An 18,787-nucleotide genomic window follows, 5' to 3' on the forward strand; every position below is an offset into this window, starting at 1 on the left:
TAATTAGAAAGCTTAGAGGTGGCGCTCGGTGATCTCATCCGGCAGCATTTTGATCAGCAGTTCATTGAGCTGCTTCGCTTCTTCAGGCGTCAGGCGTTCGGTAAGGGTGCCGATAATCGACGCCAGTGCGTCGTTCTGAAAAGCCTCGCACAGTTCTTGCCCTTTCTCGGTCAGCGCCAGAATGACCTGGCGTTTATCTTCGGGATTCACGTTTCGCACGATCAGATCTCGCTTCACCATTCGTTCAAGCATGCGGCTCATGGCGCCGGTATCCATCACCAGATTTTTGCTGACTTCTACCGGGCTGTTAAAGCCCTTAAAGATGCTTATCAAGACTTTGAATTGCGCACCGGTAATGCCCATCGGCGAAAAGTACTGGGTGATGAGCTGGTCTTTGAACTGGTTCGACAGATGAATCAGCAGGCCAAGGTGCAGTTTGGAATAGGGATTACCCGTAGTGTTACTCATGGTATTTGCCTGGTCAGTAGTTGCAAATGAAATTACTGACCAGGCATCTAGTTGTCAATCGGTGATTTTCAGTAGCGCACAAACTGAAAAACAGGCAGGGTGGTGCGGTTGATGATGAAAGGGAAAGGAAATTAACATGGCGGGTTCTCTCTCTCCGGCCCGGCGGCTTGCCGTGCCGGGGCTTCTGGCGCTGCTTGTGCTGGCCGGCTGTACAACCAAAACCACAACGCCGGGCACCACGACAACGGCGGCAAAACCGGTGGACATCGAAACCCTGGCCCAGCGCAAAATCCCTGATGGGGTGAAGGACCGTGCGGGGCTGGCAAAAGATCTGCTGACAACCCTGAAAAGCCAAAATCTTGAGCAGAGCGAAGAGAATATCTGTTCGGTGCTGGCAGTGGCGCTGCAGGAGTCTAATTTGCAGGCCGATCCGGCGGTTCCGGGGTTGAATAAAATTGCCTGGAAAGAGATCGACCGCAGGGCGGAGAAAATGCACATTCCGCCGCTGCTGGTGCACACCGCGCTGCGCATTAACTCCCCTAACGGCAAAAGCTACAGCGAGCGGCTGGATAACGTCAAAACCGAAGGGCAGCTCAGCGCTATTTTCGATGATTTCCTGACGATGGTGCCGATGGGACAAAAGCTGTTCGGCAGCTTTAACCCGGTACGTACCGGCGGCACGATGCAGGTCAGCGTGGCCTTTGCCGAGAAACATACCGATGGTTACCCGTGGAAAATAGAAGGGACGGTGCGGCAGGAAGTATTCACCCGCCGCGGTGGACTTTGGTTCGGGACCTACCATTTGCTGAATTACCCGGCTAACTACACAAAACCTCTTTATCGCTTCGCCGACTACAACGCGGGCTGGTACGCCAGCCGCAATGCAGCTTTCCAGAGCGCCGTGAGTAAGGCGACGGGCGTGAAGCTGGCGCTGGATGGCGACCTGATTCTGTACACCAGCGATAAACCAAGCAGCACCGAAATGGCGGTACGTAAGCTCTCTAAACAGTTGGATATGAGCGACAGTGAAATCCATCGGGCGCTGCAAAAAGGCGACAGCATTGGATTCGAAAAAACCAGCCTTTACAAACAGGTCTTTGCGCTAGCGGAGAAAAAAGCGGGGCAGCCGCTGGCCAGAGAAATCCTGCCGGGGATCGTGCTTGAAAGCCCTAAAATCACCCGTAATTTGACCACGGCCTGGTTTGCAAAACGCGTGGACGACAGGCGGGCAAGCTGTATGCAGAGGTGACGATGGTGGGCGGAAGCGCTAAAACTTCCGCCTTTTTGATCAGTAATACCAGGCGGAGTGGCGGCGGTTTCTCAGGCGTATCGTCAGGGCGACAATGCCGATGGCGACAGCGCCAAGCAGGAAGGGAATCAGCCCGAATACGGTGCTGACCGCCAGGCCCATCTCAATGCGTGGGCGGCTGGCATCGTTGCCTTGCGCCAGGTACTCCAGCAGGCCGGGCGCCTGCACAATAAGATTCAGCATTTGGGTGGCCACCCAGAAGCAAAAGAGAACGAACAGCGCATAGGCAATATTGCCCGGCACCGATCTTTCTGATTTTGCTGTCATTATGACCCGAGTAGCCGGAATAACGGCTTTCGACAATGAAATATCAGGCATCACGACCTCCCGTAAAAACGCAATCTGAACCGAATGTGTGGCATCTCATAGCGTGAATTTTGGCAGGTGATAGGCGTTGTCAATATCAGATTGCTGGTAATTTGAAGGCCAGAATCCTCCTGGATTTGCATTTTTTGCTCAAGTTCACATTTTCGTAACCTAAGGTAAATCTCGTTAACATTATGCTAGCGGAGTGCGTGGCAACCGCGCGTTTCTCTGCCGCCGATGTGCGACAATGCCTGTAGGCTTATTTTTGAATGCGTGAGGCGGCTATGTTAACCCTGAAAATGCGTCGGGACTGGCATTACTATGCGGTGGCGATTGGGCTGATTTTTATTCTGAATGGCGTGGTCGGTCTGCTGGGCCTGGAAACGAAGGGCTGGCAGAGCTATGCGGTAGGGCTGGTGACCTGGGCGATCGGTTTCTGGCTCGCGGGCTTTATTATCCGCCGTCCCCGGGAAGAGTCGGACACGGCGGAGTCTTAAGCATTAAGACGTGATTGAGCTCTTCAGCGCGCAGTCCTGCTGGTGGCGCTCAAGGGCCAGCTCGATCAGGCGGGTAATCAACTCCTGATAGCTGATACCGCTGGCCTGCCACAGCTTGGGATACATGCTGATGTTGGTAAAGCCCGGCAGCGTGTTGATCTCATTGATGATGACATCGTTATTTTCCGTCAGGAACACGTCAACGCGGGCCATGCCGCTGCATTCCAGCGCCTGATAGGCACGAACGGCGATTTTACGGATTTTGTCGTTAACGTCGGCGTCGAGCGCCGCCGGGACGACAACCTGCGCCGCCTGCTCATCAATGTACTTGGTGTCGTAAGAATAGAACTCGCTGTTCACCACGATCTCACCGCAGGTGCTGGCCTGCGGGTAATCATTCCCCAGCACGGCGCACTCAATTTCACGGCCTTTAATGCCGGTTTCAACCACCACTTTATGGTCAAACTCAAAGGCTAACGCCACCGCCGCGTGATATTGCTCTTCGGTGCTGGCTTTGCTGACGCCGACGGAGGAGCCCTGGTTGGCTGGCTTCACAAACAGCGGCAGACCCAGCTGTTTTTCGATCTCGGCGAAGCTGATTTTGGCGCGGTTAGCGCGGGTTAGCGTGATGAACGGAGCAACGTTCAGGCCCGCGTCGCGCAGCAGGCGTTTGGCTACGTCTTTATCCATGCTGACCGCTGAGCCCAGTACGCCGGAGCCGACAAACGGCAGATTGGCAACGCGGAGCATGCCCTGCAGGGAACCGTCTTCGCCCAGCGTGCCGTGCACAATTGGGAAAATCACGTCGATTTGGGAAAGCTGCTCTGCGGTGCTGGTTTCAATCAACTGGTGTTCGGTCTGGCCAGGGACCAGCGCCACGTTTTTCTCTGACCGGTTCAGGGCGATAAGCGCCGGGTTATTGGCGTTCAGCAGGTAGCTGGACGCATCGTTGATATGCCACTGGCCCTGTTTATCAATGCCCAGCAGCACAACATCAAACTTCGACTTATCAATGGCGTCGACGATATTTTTTGCCGACTGCAGCGACACCTCGTGTTCTGCCGACTTTCCACCAAACACGATACCAACCCGCAGTTTTGCCATGCCTTTAATCCACCCATAAACTTTACGAAAGGGGACAACATAGCACGCTCATTCCGGGGATTCATGTGGTTCCTGCAACAACCTGTCCGGTCGGGCAGGATATGTGCTTTAGTAAGCAATCATGTCTGGATCGTAATGACAATGCCTGGGCGCTGACGGCAATATTCATTAGTGTGATAAGCTTTCCAGAAATCGTTCTGTTCTGGTTGCATCCCCTTTGAAAAAGCGCGCTATGGAGTCCTGGAAGGTCAATCTCATTTCGGTCTGGTTCGGCTGCTTTTTTACCGGCCTTGCGATCAGCCAAATTTTGCCTTTTCTTCCGCTCTATGTTGAGCAGCTTGGCGTCACTTCCCACGAAGCCCTTTCCCTTTGGTCCGGCCTGACGTTCAGCGTCACGTTTTTGGTTTCGGCCATTGTTTCGCCGATGTGGGGCAGTCTGGCTGACCGCAAAGGGCGTAAGCTGATGCTGCTTCGCGCTTCGTTTGGCATGGCGGTGGCGATTCTTCTCCAGGCTTTTGCGACCAACGTCTGGCAGCTGTTCCTGCTTCGCGCGGTGATGGGTTTAACCTCGGGCTATATTCCTAATGCGATGGCGCTGGTGGCCTCTCAGGTGCCACGCGAACGCAGCGGCTGGGCTATAAGTACGCTTTCAACCGGGCAAATCAGCGGCGTGATTGTGGGCCCGCTGCTCGGCGGCTTTATGGCGGATCATCTTGGGCTAAGGCCGGTTTTCTTTGCCACCGCCGGGCTGCTGATGGTCAGTTTCCTGGTAACGCTGCTGCTGATTAAAGAGGGCGCTCGCCCGAAAATCAGTAAAGATGAGCGCCTGACCGGGAAAGAAGTTTTCGCCACGCTGCCTTACCCCTGGCTGATCCTCAGTCTGTTTATCACCACGCTGGTGATCCAGCTCTGTAATGGCTCGATTGGCCCGATTCTGGCGCTGTTTATCAAACAACTGGCCCCGGACAGCAACAATATTGCGTTTATGAGCGGATTTATCGCCGCCTTGCCGGGCATTTCCGCGCTCTTTGCCGCGCCTAAATTGGGCAAACTGGGCGACAGGATTGGCACTGAACGTATTTTGATGGCGACGCTGTGCTGCGCGGTGGTGTTATTCCTGGCCATGTCCTTTGTCACTTCGCCGGTGCAGCTTGGCATTTTGCGCTTTTTGCTGGGCTTTGCTGACGGGGCAATGTTACCGGCGGTGCAAACGCTGTTGCTCAAGTACTGCAGTGACCAGGTCACCGGGCGCATCTTTGGTTATAACCAGTCGTTTATGTATTTGGGGAATGTCGCCGGGCCTTTAATGGGGGCCGGAGTTTCCGCAATGGCCGGTTTTCGTTACGTTTTTGCAGCAACCGCCGTGGTTGTGCTGCTCAATGTCTGGCAGTTGGCGGTGGCTCTTAAACGCAAAAATGCCCGTCAGGCGCTGGCCGGCAAAAGCGCTTAGCCACCGGTCAGTTTCTCTGCGTGGGATATTATTGAGCGAAATATGAAGATTGATTTCGACTTATTATTCATTTAGTCCGCCGCTGCAGATTTAGAGAATAATATTCCATTATTCTTTTTTTGTGGTGCAAAAAAATCGTTGTCGGGATTATTATCAGACGGAATCATTTTAATATTGCCGCTATTTGATTTGATGCACATATTTAACCTGGGATATTGCTCTCAGGTGGATCTGAGTGTTAACGTCATGCCTTAACCCCGCAGGGACTGAGAAAATGAAAAATCTTATTGCTGAGTTATTGGTTAAGCTCGCCGAAAAGGAAGAAGAATCGAAAGAGCTGGTTGCTCAGGTTGAAGCGCTAGAAATAGTGGTCACAGCCTTATTGAGACGCCTTGAACAGGGAGAACGTTCGGCACTGGTTGCCAGCATTGAAGGGGCGTTAGATGATGCCTCCCCAAAGACGGCAGTGCCGGTACAGGATACCGAATTACTCCGACAATATTTAAAAAAGCTCCTTATCCATCCCCGTAGTTGAATCAAATTTCACTGTCATATTAGTGTCATAAGTCATTTTTATACTCGCTCTGTTTTTATTTATATTCAGTAGTTACTACATGGAGAAAATAAAGTGAAACAGAGCGTAATTATCGCCAGCCTGCTGCCTTTGCTGCTTGTCAGCGCCCCATCAAAATCACAAGAAACATCCTCTTCCCCTCTGGAAAATCGCGCCGCTCAGGGAGATTTAACTCAGCCGGGTGGTGCTCGCCGTATTACTGGCGATCAAACTGAAGCGATCCGTGCCTCGCTCAACAATAAAACAGCGAAGAACATTATTCTGCTGATTGGTGACGGTATGGGTGATTCGGAAATTACCGCCGCCAGAAACTATGCCGAAGGGGCAGGTGGTTTCTTTAAAGGGATTGATGCTTTACCGCTGACCGGACAATACACCCATTATTCTTTAGACAAGAAAACGAAAAAGCCGGATTACGTCACCGATTCTGCTGCTTCCGCCACGGCGTGGAGTACCGGGGTGAAAACCTACAACGGCGCGCTGGGCGTGGACGTTGACGGGAAAGATCATGTAACCATCCTCGAACTGGCGAAAGCGGCCGGAAAGGCGACGGGCAACGTTTCCACGGCAGAAATTCAAGATGCCACGCCAGCGGCGCTGGTTTCCCACGTGACGGGGCGTAAATGCTATGGCCCAAGCGCGACCAGCGAAAAATGTGCCACTAACGCGCTGGAAAACGGGGGCAAAGGCTCCATTACCGAGCAACTGCTGAATACTCGCGCCGACGTGACGCTTGGCGGTGGGGCAAAAACCTTTAGCGAAACGGCAAAAGCCGGTGAATGGAACGGGAAAACGCTGCGCGAGCAGGCTGATGCCCGTGGCTATCAGTGGGTGGATAACGCCGCTGGCCTTGCGGCGGTGACAGAAGCTAACCAGCAGAAACCGCTGATCGGTATGTTCGCCGACGGCAATATGCCTGTGCGCTGGGAAGGGCCGAAGGCCACTTACCACGGGAATATCGATCAGCCAGCCGTGACCTGTACGCCTAATCCGAAGCGTGACAGCAGCGTGCCGACCCTGGCGCAGATGACCGAAAAAGCTATCGACCTGCTGAAAGGCAACGAGAAAGGCTTCTTCCTGCAGGTCGAAGGCGCTTCTATTGATAAACAAGATCACGCCGCTAACCCTTGTGGGCAGATTGGCGAGACGGTCGATCTCGATGAAGCCGTGCAAAAAGCGCTGGAGTTTGCCCGTAAAGACGGCAATACCCTGGTTATTGTTACCGCAGACCACGCCCATTCCAGCCAGATTGTGGCGCCGGACACCAAAGCTCCAGGCCTGACTCAGGCGCTGAACACCAAAGACGGCGCAGTGATGGTCATCAGCTACGGCAACTCCGAGGGGGAATCTCAGGAGCACACCGGCACCCAGCTACGCGTGGCAGCCTATGGCCCACATGCAGCCAATGTGGTGGGGCTGACCGATCAGACCGACCTGTTCTACACCATGAAATCGGCGATGGCGCTGGAGTAAAGGCGCGCATACGTAACAGGTAAGAAAAAAATGCGGCGGAAACGTCGCATTTTTTTTGCCTTAGGCCAGGCTTTAAACGTCACAATAAAAAAGGAATAAGGTATGAAATTTTCATTATTAGCGGTGTTACTGGTAGGGCTGGTTGGGTCAGCAACGGCGGCGGATAAAACGATGACGCCGCAGCAGCAGCGGATGACCACCTGTAATCAGCAGGCGGCTTCACAGTCCCTGAAAGGGGATCAGCGTAAGAGCTACATGAGTAGCTGCCTGAAAGGGGAAGCGCCTGCCGCAGCGGGGAAAACCCTGACGCCTCAGCAGCAAAAAATGAAGGACTGTAATGCGGATGCCGGGAAGCAATCGCTGAAGGGCGACGCCAGAAAAACCTTTATGAGCAATTGCCTGAAGAAAAAGTAAGTTGTTTTGAATGACCCTCACCCCGGCCCTCTCCCTGAGAGGGAGAGGGGGAAATCGAAGATTTATGCTCGATTCAGAGCCCTCTCCCCGTCGGCAGAGGGCTTTTATTTTGGGTTTTGATGAAGGAATTTATGCTCAGTCTAATCCCCTCTCCCCGTGGGGAGAGGGTTAGGGTGAGGGGCTATGCCCAAATCAGGACTTCCCGAGCAGCTCCGACTTTGCCATACACTTCACCATCGCTTCCATCACTGCGGCGCGGAAACCTTTCTCTTCCAGCACTTTGACCGCTTCAATGGTGGTGCCACCAGGGGAGCAGACCATGTCTTTCAGCTCGCCCGGATGGGTACCGGTTTCCAGCACCATCTTCGCCGAGCCCATCACCGCCTGAGCGGCAAACTGATAGGCCTGTTTGCGCGGCATACCGCCCAGCACTGCGGCATCGGCCATAGCTTCGATAAACATAAATACGTAGGCTGGGGCAGAACCGCTGACGCCCACGACAGGGTGGATCATCGCTTCACTTACAACTTCAGCCTGGCCAAAGCTGCGGAAAATGCTCACCGCATCGGCAATGTCTTCCGGCGTGACAAGGGCGTTTGGCGTGACTGACGTCATGCCCGCGTTCACCAGTGCCGGGGTATTCGGCATCGCACGGATAATTTTCCGGTCATGGCCCAATACTTTAGCCAGGGTTTCCAGCGTGATACCCGCGGCAATGGAGATAATCACGGTGTCTTTGTTCAGGTCGGAGTTAACTTCGCTCAGCACCTTAAGCATGATGTTTGGCTTCACGGCGCCAAAGACGATGTCGGCTATCTGCGCGACTTCCTGCGCGCTCTGCGCCGGGTTAATGCCGTATTCTTCGCACAAAGCCTGAACTTTGTCCGGCGACGGGGTGTAGATCCAGATATTGCCGGCAGGCACAAGGCCGCTGGAAATCAGGCCGCCGAGGATGGCTTTGCCCATGTTACCGCAGCCAATAAACCCTATTTTCTTGTCCATAGCATGACTCCATGGTGATGTGTTTTGTTATTTGATGGTCATAGCTTAACGCGCTTTTTACCGCTTAGGCTATGTTTGCACTCAACGGCGAGCGGAGCGGGGTGGAAACAGATAAATTTTGCCATTCGGCAAAAGCACGGCAAAATCGCCCCCATTCCCACCGAAAGTCAGGAGCCATAATGCAAATTTGGGTGGATGCCGATGCGTGTCCAAAAGTCATCAAAGAGGTGCTGTTTCGCGCGGCAGATCGTGCTCAGGTTATGGTCACGCTGGTGGCCAATCAGGGGATGAAAACGCCGCCGTCGCGGTTTATTCGCAGCCTGCAGGTTGCCTCTGGGTTTGACGTGGCGGATAACGAAATTGTGCGTCGCTGCGAGAAAGACGACTTGGTTATCACCGCCGATATTCCACTGGCGGCGGATGTGCTGGAGAAAGGGGCTGTGGCGCTGAATCCCCGGGGCGAGCTATACACTCCCGCAACCATTCGTGAACGCCTGACGATGCGTGACTTTATGGATACCCTGCGCGCCAGCGGCGTACAAACCGGCGGGCCGGACAGCCTGAGCCAGCGCGACCGCCAGCAGTTTGCCAATGAGCTGGAAAAGTGGCTGCTGAAGGTCGCGCGGGCACAAAAGTCTTAAATGAAGCTGTCGTCGTCGTCGCCGTAATCGTCGCCGCCAAAATCATCGTTACCGTAATCGGTATTGTCCTGAGACTGCCAGCCGCCCTGGTTCAGGAACTGACGATCGTCGACCTGGTTGTAGTCGTTGACCGAGTCGAATGAACTGTTGTCGAAGGTTGGCGCCGGTTCATTGATAATATTGACGATCTCTTCCGGCTGGCTGCGGTGGAACATGCTGGTCAGCATTTCTGCCACCACAACACCACCGGCTACGCCCGCTGCGGTTTGCAGCGCGCCAGATAAGAACCCGCCTCCGGCACGCGGAGCGCTGGCTGGGGCAGCCTGCTGCTGCGGTGCGCCATACCCGGCAGGAGCGCCGTATCCGCCCTGTTGTGGCGCGCCGTAGCCTGGCGCAGAAGAGGTGCCATAGTTCTGGCTACCCGGAATTGGATCGGAGCCGCGAGCTGTATTATTACTGTTGCTGCCGCCGCCACCGAACAATCCGGCAAGGAAACCGCCGCTGCTTTGCTGCTGGCGAGATTTCTGCTCCAGCTCGCTCACCTGTGCTTCCAGGGCCTGAATTTTGCCATTCAGCTGCTTCATGGCCGCTTCCTGAATAAGGATCGTCTGCGTCATGTAGTAGGCGGCACCCGGCTGCTGGCTGAGGTGTTGCGCAATCCGCTGTTCGGCGGCCGCATCGCGGGTGGCACTTTGGCTTTCGGCCTGTTTCAGACGGTCAAAAAGCCCGTCAATAAGACGCTGCTCTTCAGATTGCATGGTTCATACCTCTGTCATGATGAAATCTTAAAACGAGTCTGGATCACATTCAGCGTAGGTGAAACGCCTTAATCGTAAAGCTAACCATAAATGTGTTACCGAATCTCAGATTAAGGGTTGTCATTGGCCTGGCGTTTAAAGTATTGTGGCGCAGTTAGCAGGTGGTGGATTTAGTTTACACTTGTTACGTATCAGTTAATGCCGTTATAGCTGGGTTTTGAGCGATAGATTTCATTTTTGTAATTATAAGTTTACACTTGTCGCGTACTAGTTTAATGGTATTATCGCACTCTGTTTTCCTGCTTTTGCCCCTTGTGGCCTCAGGCCCGCATTTCCGAGGATTATCTTTGATGACTCAACCCCTATTCTTAGTCGGCGCGCGCGGCTGTGGTAAGACGACCGTTGGTCACGCATTGGCGAGAAAGCTGGGTTACGCCTTTGTCGATACCGACAGTTTCCTGCTGAACCACACCGGCAAGAGCGTGGCGGAGATTGTGGCCGAAGAGGGCTGGGAAGGGTTTCGTGCTCGTGAATCCGATGCGCTGCAGCGCGTAACGGCTCCGGCGACGGTTGTGGCGACCGGTGGCGGGATGGTGCTGGCTGAGGGCAACCGCCAGTTTATGCAGGAAAATGGTATCCCGGTTTGGCTACATGCCCCGGCTCAGATTCTGGCTTCGCGCCTGAGCGCTTCTCCAGAAGAAGGGCAGCGCCCAACGCTGACCGGTAAAGGCATTACCGACGAAATTGTCGATGTTCTAGCCGCTCGCGAAGGGCTCTACCGGCAGGTTGCCCGTCATATTGTGGACGCTACCCGCTCTCCTGATGCGGTAGTGGAATCTATCCTCAGCGCATTACAAATGGCCCGCGCCAGTTAGCCTATACTTAACGCTCATCCATAAGAAATTAAGGACGAGCGATGGCCATTTCACCGCTTTCCTTCAAGATCCTGACGGGGCTTTTAAGGCGTACGCCATGCGTGCGACCTCCTTCATAAGAGAAACTTTTATCTCATTCATTTAGCTAAAATATATTCTATTAGAGATGTTGCTCAGTAGTTGATGTTTCGTTAAGGATTTCGATATCGCTCAGGTTGTATGCTGCAGATTGTGGCGATCAAAAAACGATCGACCCCGGCGAGTTATTTCATAGCGGATGTGGAGCAGTGCAGCGAAGAGGGTGGTAACTGAGTAATAGCGGAGCGAAGCATGAAACCAACTGTAGCCATTCTCACCGTCGGCAAAGTGTCAGTCAGTGAGGTTTTACCTTTTTTAACTGAACATATCTCTGAACAACAAATCTCCCAGGTCAGCCTGTTGGGCAATCTCTCTCCCGATGAGGTTCGCCGTCAGTTTTCCCCGTCACCCGGCGAAGAGACGCTGCTTACGCTGTTAGCGGATAACACCATTACGCCAGTCGGGCGGGACAAAATCTCCATTGCGATGCAGGGCATCATTGAACAGCTGGATAATCAAGGCTACGAAGTTATCCTGCTGATGAGCACGATGCCGCTGACGGGATTAAGCGCCCGCAATGCCATCCTGCTGGAGCCTGAGCGTATTATTCCGCCGCAGGTGGCGTCGATTGTGGATGGCCATCAGGTAGGGATCATTCTGCCGGTTGCCGACATGATTAAGTTCCAGGAGCTGAAATGGCGCAAGCTGACCCATCCGCCGCTTTACGCGCTCGCGAATCCGGTACACGGCAGCGAAGCCGAACTGCTGGAGGCTGGCAGAAAACTGATGACGGAAGGGGCGGATGTTCTGGTCCTCGACTGTCTTGGTTACCATCAAAAACACCGGGATTTACTGCAAAAGCAGCTGGATGTACCGGTGCTGTTATCCAACGTGCTGGTGGCTCGATTAGCCGCAGAATTGCTTATCTGAACGGAATTAACAATTTGCGTGACAGGCCGGAGAGTTCGCCTCTATAGTGGTTTTTTCACTAATGTCGATAAAGGGCCTGTCCATGCTTCAGAGTAACGAGTACTTCTCCGGGAAAGTAAAATCCATCGGTTTTACCAGCAGCAGCACTGGCCGTGCGAGCGTTGGGGTGATGGCGGAGGGGGAATACACCTTCGGGACCGCCCAGCCGGAAGAAATGACCGTAGTGAGCGGCGCTTTGCACGTTTTGCTGCCGGGGGAAACAGAGTGGAAAACCTATGCTGCGGGCGAAATTTTTAACGTTCCGGGCCACAGCGAGTTTCATCTGCAGGTAGCCGAGCCAACGTCCTACCTTTGCCGCTACCTGGCCGATAAATAACTGAGTTTCAGGCCCCTCGTTTCACCGCGAGGGGCTTTTTTATGCGTCAGCCACGGCAATTAGCGCTGTGCTTCCCCGCCGAGGGCTTCTACCAGGTTGGTAATCAGCGCCGACAGCTCGCCGGTCATCAGAATAAAATCGGCGTCGAAACGCCCGCCAAAATCTTCCCGGTCGATATCGTCGTTCTGCTCACGCAGGATATCAGCAAATTTCAGGCGCTTGACCGAGCCATCGTCCGCCAGCACGAACTGAATACGCTCCTGCCAGTCCAGCGCCAGCTTGGTGACCACTTTGCCGGTTTCAATGTGCGCGGCGATTTCATCGCACACCAGCTCTTGCTGCTTGCAGCGGATCACGCCGCCGCCTTCAAGGATCGCCTTGAGTTCAGCTTCGTCCATCAGCGCAAAGCCTGCCGGAACATCGCCTGAACGCACCCACTCGGTCAGCGTCAGTTCGATAGGGTTTTCCAGCGCCAGCGGGACCACCGGCAGAGAACCCAGGCTTTTACGCAGCAGGGCCAGCGTATCTTCCGCTTTTTTGGCGCTGGCGCAGTCAACCATGATCAGGCCGTTGACGGTGTCTATCCACATCATTGTCTGGCTAAAGCGGCTGAAAGCGCGCGGCAGCAGGGAGTGCAGCACTTCGTCTTTCAGGGAATCTTTCTCGGTCTTTTTCAGCTTGCGGGCCTGTTCCGCTTCCAGCTTATTGATTTTGGCTTCAAGAGCCTGTTTGATGACCGGAGCGGGCAGAATTTTTTCTTCTTTACGGGCGCAAATCACAATCTGGCCGTTGGCAACATGGGTTAATGCATCGCTGTGCGAGCCCATCGGCGACACCCAGCCGGTTTTGGCCATGTCCTGGCTGCCGCAAGGGGTGAAGGTGAAGGCGGCTAACTGTTTTTCCATTGCATCCGCCGTCAGCGTGATGTCACGGCTTAAACGGTAAACCATTAAATTTTTAAACCACAGCATGATTCTGTCCCAGGTTGTCAGTTAAACGCAGCGGGCATGATAACGAATTGACGGCCTCGTTTCATTGTCTTTGCTTGGCCTGCATTTTAGGTAGTTGATAATTATCACCAAATGAGGAAGTTCTTGTGCGCATAGGTATCGATCTCGGTGGGACTAAAACAGAAGTGATCGCGCTGGCAGACGACGGTAAACAGCTTTATCGCCACCGTTTGCCCACGCCTAAAAACGACTACCAGGCTACCATCAAAAACATTGTTGAGCTGGTGCGGCTGGCGGAAGAAGCCACGGGCGAGACCGGTACGGTAGGGCTTGGGATCCCGGGATCGATCTCCCCTTATACCCGGGTGGTGAAAAATGCGAACTCAACCTGGCTGAACGGGCAGCCGTTTGACAAGGATCTTAGCGTGGCGCTCAAGCGCGAAGTCAGGCTGGCGAACGATGCTAACTGCCTGGCGGTGTCGGAAGCTATCGATGGTGCTGCCGCAGGGGCGCCGATCGTCTTCGCGGTGATCATCGGCACCGGCTGCGGCGCGGGCGTGGCGATCAATGGCCGGAGCCTGATCGGTGGCAACGGCACCGCGGGCGAGTGGGGGCATAACCCGCTGCCTTGGATGGATGAAGACGAACTGCGTTTCCGGGAAGAAGTGCCGTGCTACTGCGGCAAGCAGGGCTGCATTGAGACTTTTATTTCAGGCACCGGTTTCGGCACGGACTACCAGCGCCTGAGCGGAAAAACGCTGAAAGGGCATGAGATCATCAGCCTGGCAGAACAGCAGGATCCGCTGGCGGAGCTGGCCATCAGCCGCTATGAGACACGCCTGGCGAAGTCGCTGGCGCATATCGTCAACATTCTGGATCCAGATGTGATCGTGCTGGGCGGCGGAATGAGCAACGTGGAGCGTTTATACCGGACGGTGCCGCAGCTGATTAAGCCGTGGGTGTTTGGCGGCGAGTGTGAAACGCCCATTCGCAAAGCGGTACACGGGGATTCCAGCGGCGTTCGCGGTGCGGCGTGGCTGTGGCCGATAGAGAAGTAAATCACCCCTCACCCCGACCCTCTCCCCATGGGGGAGAGGGAGAAAACAACAGGTCAGAATGGCAGACAATCTATTCCCTCTCCCTTCAAGGGAGAGGGTTAGGGTGAGGATCACTCCACTGCGAAAACCTTATCCAGCCGGCTGACACCTAACCCGTTAATCTTCTTCACTTTAATCTGCACCGGGATCCGTTCCTTCATCGCCTCAACGTGGCTGATCACGCCGATGGTTTTGCCGCTGGCGTTCAGCGTATCCAGCGCGTCGAGTGCGGTATCCAGCGTCTGCGCGTCCAGGGTGCCAAAACCTTCATCCAGGAACAGGGAATCAATGCGGGTTTTATGGCTGACCAGGTCGGATAACGCCAGTGCCAGCGCCAGGCTCACCAGGAAGCTTTCGCCCCCGGAAAGCGTGCGGGTGTCACGTACCGCATCGGCCTGCCATGTATCAACCACCTGTAATTCAAGCGCTTCGCTGTCTTTACGCTGCAGCAGGTAGCGCCCGTGCAGGCGATTGAGCTGATTGTTTGCCAGCCAGACGAGGTTATCCAGCGTCAGACCTTGCGCAAATTTACGGAATTTATCCCCTTCTTTGGAGCCGATAAGCGCGTTGAGATAGCCCCAGTCTTCCGCCTGCGCTTCACAGGCTTTTATTTCCTGCATCAGCGTTTGCTGGCGAACCCGGTTTTCCTCGTCGTGCCGCAGCTGCTGGGTAATTTGACCCTGTTGTGAAGCATTCTCGCGCAGCTGGAGGGCAAGCGCTGAAATTTGTGCCTCCAGTGCGCCAGGGGCTGTTTCTTCATGCAGATTTTCTGGCCGCGTCGATAAGTGCTGAGCCAGCGCATTTTCAACCTGTTCCAGCAGAGTGACCTGCTGCTGATGCTGGCGCTCCAGAAGCTGTTTACGCTGTTCCAGCTCAAGGCGTTCGGTTTCTTCCAGCAGGGCGCTGCGGAAATCGGCTTCATCGCTGAACTGGCTGGCAGAAAGCGCATTCCTGAACTGCGCCTGCGCCGCAGTACTTTCTTCTTCGCTTTGCTTCAGTTGCTGTTGCAGGGACTGGCGCTGCCCTTCAAGCTGGTTGCAATCGTTATGCAGCGCTTGCCAGTTTTGCAGCGCTGCCTGGTGCTCGTGTTCATTCAGCGGCAGTGGGCTGGAGCCATCGTCTGCAAGGGTTGAGAGCAACATATCGAGCGCGGAGAGCTGCTGGCGAAGCTGCGGCAGTTTCTCCTGCTGCTGCTGCCATTGCTGAGATTCTTTTTGGCGAGCCTCAAGCCAGGTTTGCTCTGCGCCCGGCTCAGGGCGCTGAAGACCGGCCTGCTCCAGCCCCGCTTGTAGCGAAGCGCGCTGTGCCACAAAATCTGCGAGCAGTTTTTCATGCTGCTGACTGTCGCGCTGGTATTGCGTCTCCAGCGCCTGCCGCTCGCCAAGCTGGCGCAGCTGCAGCTCGCGCTGTTCCTGCTCGTCAAGCCAGGCGCTGATATCGTCCTGAGGCGTTAAAGCGATGGCGAGTTCCGCGCACTGCTGCTGCCAGCGGGCTGAGAGTGCAGTTTCTTCTGCCTCAATGGCGCTGCTGGCCTGGGCCAGTTTTTCGCGTTGATGGCGCTGAGTATCAAGCTGACCTTTAAGGGCAAAGCCAAGCTCTGCGAGTTTAGCCACTTCTTGCTTAAGGGTGGCCAGGCGCTGTTGGTTCTCACCTGGTTCGAGAGCTTTATACGCCTCTACAGCCGGGTGTTGGGTTGAGCCGCAAAGCGGACACGGCGAATCAGGCTGCAAGCGTGCGCGCTCGGCTTCAAGACTCTGGATGCGCTTTTCCTGCTCAACGACTTTTTCCAGGTCCGCTTCGTGCTGGCGTTTGTCTTTGTACTGCTGGCGCTTTTGCCCCAGTTCAACGTCACGCCCTGCAATCTCTTTATCCAGTTCGATAAGCTCGCGCTGTTGCTCGGTTTTGTGTTTCTCCAGCGTGGCAAATTGTGGCTGCAAAGTGGCCAACAGCTGGCGTGCAGCCCGGGTTGCCTGCAGTCGCTGTAAGTGATCGCTCACTTCATCAGGAGAAAGGCTAAGCTTTGGCTCCGGCAGCGCCTGCAGCTTTTGCCGACTGACCTCGAGCGCCTGCTTTAGCTCAGTCAGCTGTTTTTCGTCGCGCTGTTGCTGCGTGAACGCCATGCGCCAGCCCGTCAGTTCGGCAGACCAAAGTCGATAGCGGTCATTCGCCGCGAGCCAGTCTTCGACCTGCTGAGCTTCATTCTTCAGACGCTGGGCCTGTTCGGCGGCCAGCATTCGGGTTTGCTGCCGGCGGATGGAAAGCTGCTGTAAGCGGGTATTCACTTTCTCCGCTGCCTCGCTGTTTTGCTTCAGCGACTGCTGCTTTTCCTGCAGCCGCTGCCAGTCAGGGCGAAGTTTTTCGGCAGGCAAGGCTTGGGTCAGTTTCGCCAGCATCGGCTCTGCGTCTTTGAGCGACTGATTGGCTGCGTTCAGCGCCTGCTGCTTTTGGGTTTTGTCGGCAGAAAGTCGGGCTAGCTGAGTGAGCCACTGCTGGTGTTGCTGCTGTTGTTGGAGCTCCCCGGACAGTTTTTTCTCTTCAACAGTGAGTACCTGCAAACTCTCGGCAAGCTGCTGTTGCTGCTCTGCGGTTAATAGCGCGACGCCAGAAGCCTGAGCCAGCAGGTTTTCAAGGCGGCTTTTGATTTGCTTATGATTTTCAAACACCGCGGCGGAAACGGTGCCGTAAATCTCCGTGCCGGTCAGCTCTTCAAGCAGCGAGGCGCGGTCGTTTGCGTCGGCGTTTAAAAAGGCGGCGAACTGCCCCTGGGAGAGCATCATCGAACGGGTGAAGCGGTCGTAGTCCAGGCCGGTGAGGAAGGCGATAATCTCCAGCTTGTCTTTGATTTTATCGGCGAGAATTTTGCCATCTTCGATTTGAGCCAGCTCCACGCGCGGTGCCTGGAGATTGCCGTTCGCCGCGTTGCGGGCGCGATTCTGGCTCCAGAAAGCGCGGTAGCCCGTGCCTTTTACCTCAAACTCGACTTCGGCCAGGCATTCTGCAGTGTCCCGGGTCATCAGGTCGTTTTGCGACTGCGACACGGTGTTGAGGCGCGGGGTCTTGTGGTACAGCGCCAGGCAAATGGCATCCAGCAGGGTGGTTTTGCCCGCGCCCGTGGGTCCGGTGATAGCAAACAGCCCGTTGCTGGCGAAAGGCTCCTGGGTGAAATCAATCTTCCACTCGCCTTTCAGGGAGTTGATGTTTTTTAACCTCAGGCTGAGGATCTTCATGCCTGTTCCTCCTGCTGGTGCAAATCTGAAAGGGTTTGGGCAAACAGCGTTCTTAGCCTGGCGGCGCGTTCCTCGCTGGTTTCTTCCTGACTCAGCCGGCGCTCAAAAACCTCTTCAACGCTTAACTCGCTCAGCGTCTCTTTATGCTGGCTGGCAATCACCCGTTCGCGCTGTTCGCGGCTGCGGCGCAGCAGAACGACTTCAACCGGTAAATCGTCGGTCAGCGCCTGTACCTGGCGCTGCATGTCGTGCAGATATTCGTCGGTGGCGATTTCGATATCCAGCCAGACGTTGGGTTCGGCAGGCGCGTTTCGCCACTGTTCAAGCTGCTGCTCGATTTCGCGCAGCGACCCTTTCACGATGGCCAGCGGCTGGCTGATGGGGACTTCCAGAGGCTCGACGCTGGTTAGCGCTCCGCCGTTGAATGTCACCAGAAAAACGGTTTTGGCTTTGCCGGTTTCATCGAAGCTCAGCGGAATCGGTGAGCCGCTGTAGCGAATATGCTCCGTGCCGCCAATTTTTTGCGCGCGATGAATATGCCCGAGCGCAATGTAGTCAGCGGGCGGGAAGTGCTGCGCCGGGAAAGCGTCCAGCGTGCCAATATAAATGTCACGCACCGCATCGGATTTCGTCACGCCCACCGTGGTCAGGTGCCCGGTGGCGATAATCGGTAGCGGCTGGTCACCGCGAAGCGCCACGGCGGCGGCATAACATTGCTGATAATGTTCGCTGATGGCTTCCATTAAAGAACGCTGTTTTTCATGGCCGGACAGCCCCGCCTGGCTGCTTTGAATATCGCGAGGGCGCAGGAAAGGAATAGGGCAGAGAATCGCCCCCGGCGTGCCGTCTTTTTGGTTGAGCACCAGCGCCTGTTCATCTTTGTTATGGCGAGCGCTGGCAATCACTCGGGTATTCAGGCAGGCCAGGAGTTCGCGGGATTCATTCAGGGTGGCTACGGAATCGTGATTCCCCGCCAGCACCACGAGCTGGCAGCCGGTGCCCTGTAGCTGCACGACAAAACGGTTATACATTTCACGGGCGTAGCTCGGCGGCGAGCCGGTATCAAAGATATCTCCCGCGACGAGGATCGCATCCACCTGATGTTCGACCGCGGCGTTTAACAGCCAGTCGAGAAAGGCCTGATGTTCAGAAGCCCGGCTTTTGGTATAGAAGTTTTGGCCGAGGTGCCAGTCTGATGTGTGGAGAATGCGCATAACCTGTCCCATGGCAAAGAGGCGAATTACCGATTATAAGCTAT

General features: G+C 55.1%; 19 protein-coding genes. 11 read left to right on the top strand and 8 right to left on the bottom strand.

Features of this window, described 5'->3' with window-relative positions:
- Positions 1 to 12: 12 nt before the first annotated feature.
- Positions 13 to 468, bottom strand: a complete 456-nt coding sequence (locus B9Y90_RS04390; protein WP_008454465.1) for a transcriptional regulator, SarA/Rot family — start codon at positions 466 to 468, stop codon at positions 13 to 15.
- A 136-nt stretch (positions 469 to 604) separates the two neighbouring features.
- Between B9Y90_RS04390 and B9Y90_RS04395 the strand changes: the two genes are divergently transcribed.
- Positions 605 to 1,717: a DUF1615 domain-containing protein gene (locus tag B9Y90_RS04395; RefSeq protein ID WP_085540352.1), complete on the top strand. Its 1,113-nt coding sequence runs from the start codon at positions 605 to 607 to the stop codon at positions 1,715 to 1,717.
- A 39-nt stretch (positions 1,718 to 1,756) separates the two neighbouring features.
- On the opposite strand, the gene B9Y90_RS04400 is transcribed toward B9Y90_RS04395, so the two are convergent.
- Entirely contained in the window at positions 1,757 to 2,095 is a 339-nt protein-coding gene (locus tag B9Y90_RS04400) for a DUF2755 family protein (RefSeq protein WP_039296508.1), read from the bottom strand.
- Positions 2,096 to 2,367: 272 nt separating this feature from the next.
- On the opposite strand from B9Y90_RS04400, the gene B9Y90_RS04405 reads away from it, so the two are divergent.
- Positions 2,368 to 2,580, top strand: a complete 213-nt coding sequence (locus B9Y90_RS04405) for a DUF2754 family protein (RefSeq protein WP_039290684.1) — start codon at positions 2,368 to 2,370, stop codon at positions 2,578 to 2,580.
- 3 nt (positions 2,581 to 2,583) lie between these two features.
- Here the strand turns inward: B9Y90_RS04405 and ddlA are convergent, their stop codons facing one another.
- Entirely contained in the window at positions 2,584 to 3,684 is a 1,101-nt protein-coding gene (gene ddlA, locus B9Y90_RS04410; RefSeq protein WP_039290686.1) for a D-alanine--D-alanine ligase, read from the bottom strand.
- Positions 3,685 to 3,916: 232 nt separating this feature from the next.
- Here ddlA and B9Y90_RS04415 point away from each other — a divergent pair, with 232 nt between their 5' ends.
- The 4 genes from B9Y90_RS04415 to B9Y90_RS04430 all read left to right on the top strand — a co-directional run bounded on the left by B9Y90_RS04415 (position 3,917) and on the right by B9Y90_RS04430 (position 7,595).
- Positions 3,917 to 5,134 carry a multidrug efflux MFS transporter gene (locus B9Y90_RS04415; RefSeq protein WP_039290689.1) on the top strand — a complete coding sequence of 406 codons (1,218 nt, stop codon included), beginning with the start codon at positions 3,917 to 3,919 and terminating at the stop codon, positions 5,132 to 5,134.
- A 274-nt stretch (positions 5,135 to 5,408) separates the two neighbouring features.
- Positions 5,409 to 5,669 (top strand): anti-adapter protein IraP, encoded by a 261-nt coding sequence (gene iraP, locus B9Y90_RS04420; protein ID WP_038475168.1) that lies wholly within the window; start codon positions 5,409 to 5,411, stop codon positions 5,667 to 5,669.
- A 93-nt stretch (positions 5,670 to 5,762) separates the two neighbouring features.
- Complete coding sequence (phoA, locus tag B9Y90_RS04425; RefSeq protein ID WP_039290692.1) at positions 5,763 to 7,181, top strand: alkaline phosphatase; 1,419 nt, start codon at positions 5,763 to 5,765, stop codon at positions 7,179 to 7,181.
- Positions 7,182 to 7,283: 102 nt separating this feature from the next.
- A complete protein-coding gene (locus B9Y90_RS04430) occupies positions 7,284 to 7,595 on the top strand; it encodes a PsiF family protein (protein ID WP_039290695.1) in 312 nt (103 codons plus the stop codon).
- 192 nt (positions 7,596 to 7,787) lie between these two features.
- On the opposite strand, the gene proC is transcribed toward B9Y90_RS04430, so the two are convergent.
- A complete protein-coding gene (gene proC / locus B9Y90_RS04435; RefSeq protein WP_008454480.1) occupies positions 7,788 to 8,597 on the bottom strand; it encodes a pyrroline-5-carboxylate reductase in 810 nt (269 codons plus the stop codon).
- Positions 8,598 to 8,776: 179 nt separating this feature from the next.
- Here proC and B9Y90_RS04440 point away from each other — a divergent pair, with 179 nt between their 5' ends.
- Positions 8,777 to 9,238: a YaiI/YqxD family protein gene (locus B9Y90_RS04440; protein ID WP_008454481.1), complete on the top strand. Its 462-nt coding sequence runs from the start codon at positions 8,777 to 8,779 to the stop codon at positions 9,236 to 9,238.
- On the opposite strand, the gene B9Y90_RS04445 is transcribed toward B9Y90_RS04440, so the two are convergent.
- Positions 9,235 to 9,996, bottom strand: a complete 762-nt coding sequence (locus tag B9Y90_RS04445) for a DUF2076 domain-containing protein (RefSeq protein WP_085540353.1) — start codon at positions 9,994 to 9,996, stop codon at positions 9,235 to 9,237. The genes B9Y90_RS04440 and B9Y90_RS04445 overlap by 4 nt on opposite strands.
- A 350-nt stretch (positions 9,997 to 10,346) precedes the next feature.
- Here B9Y90_RS04445 and aroL point away from each other — a divergent pair, with 350 nt between their 5' ends.
- The 3 genes from aroL to ppnP all read left to right on the top strand — a co-directional run bounded on the left by aroL (position 10,347) and on the right by ppnP (position 12,255).
- Entirely contained in the window at positions 10,347 to 10,871 is a 525-nt protein-coding gene (gene aroL, locus B9Y90_RS04450; RefSeq protein ID WP_039290701.1) for a shikimate kinase AroL, read from the top strand.
- A gap of 330 nt (positions 10,872 to 11,201) precedes the next feature.
- Positions 11,202 to 11,879 (top strand): AroM family protein, encoded by a 678-nt coding sequence (locus B9Y90_RS04455; protein ID WP_085540354.1) that lies wholly within the window; start codon positions 11,202 to 11,204, stop codon positions 11,877 to 11,879.
- An 82-nt stretch (positions 11,880 to 11,961) separates the two neighbouring features.
- Positions 11,962 to 12,255 (top strand): pyrimidine/purine nucleoside phosphorylase, encoded by a 294-nt coding sequence (gene ppnP / locus B9Y90_RS04460; protein ID WP_085540433.1) that lies wholly within the window; start codon positions 11,962 to 11,964, stop codon positions 12,253 to 12,255.
- 59 nt (positions 12,256 to 12,314) lie between these two features.
- Here ppnP and rdgC read toward each other — a convergent pair whose 3' ends face one another.
- Positions 12,315 to 13,226 (bottom strand): recombination-associated protein RdgC, encoded by a 912-nt coding sequence (gene rdgC / locus B9Y90_RS04465; RefSeq protein WP_008454497.1) that lies wholly within the window; start codon positions 13,224 to 13,226, stop codon positions 12,315 to 12,317.
- A 125-nt stretch (positions 13,227 to 13,351) separates the two neighbouring features.
- Here rdgC and mak point away from each other — a divergent pair, with 125 nt between their 5' ends.
- Positions 13,352 to 14,263, top strand: coding sequence for a fructokinase (gene mak / locus B9Y90_RS04470; RefSeq protein WP_085540355.1), 912 nt, complete (start codon positions 13,352 to 13,354; stop codon positions 14,261 to 14,263).
- A gap of 110 nt (positions 14,264 to 14,373) precedes the next feature.
- Here the strand turns inward: mak and sbcC are convergent, their stop codons facing one another.
- Together sbcC and sbcD are read right to left on the bottom strand one after the other, a co-directional pair.
- Positions 14,374 to 17,529, bottom strand: a complete 3,156-nt coding sequence (gene sbcC / locus B9Y90_RS04475) for an exonuclease subunit SbcC (protein WP_085540356.1) — start codon at positions 17,527 to 17,529, stop codon at positions 14,374 to 14,376.
- Positions 17,526 to 18,743, bottom strand: a complete 1,218-nt coding sequence (gene sbcD / locus B9Y90_RS04480; RefSeq protein ID WP_085540357.1) for an exonuclease subunit SbcD — start codon at positions 18,741 to 18,743, stop codon at positions 17,526 to 17,528. The genes sbcC and sbcD overlap by 4 nt, the downstream gene beginning before the upstream one ends.
- Between the last annotated feature and the right edge of the window lie 44 nt (positions 18,744 to 18,787).

Source organism: Cedecea sp. NFIX57 (assembly GCF_900177785.1).
Taxonomy (GTDB): Bacteria; Pseudomonadota; Gammaproteobacteria; order Enterobacterales; family Enterobacteriaceae; genus Cedecea; species Cedecea neteri_C.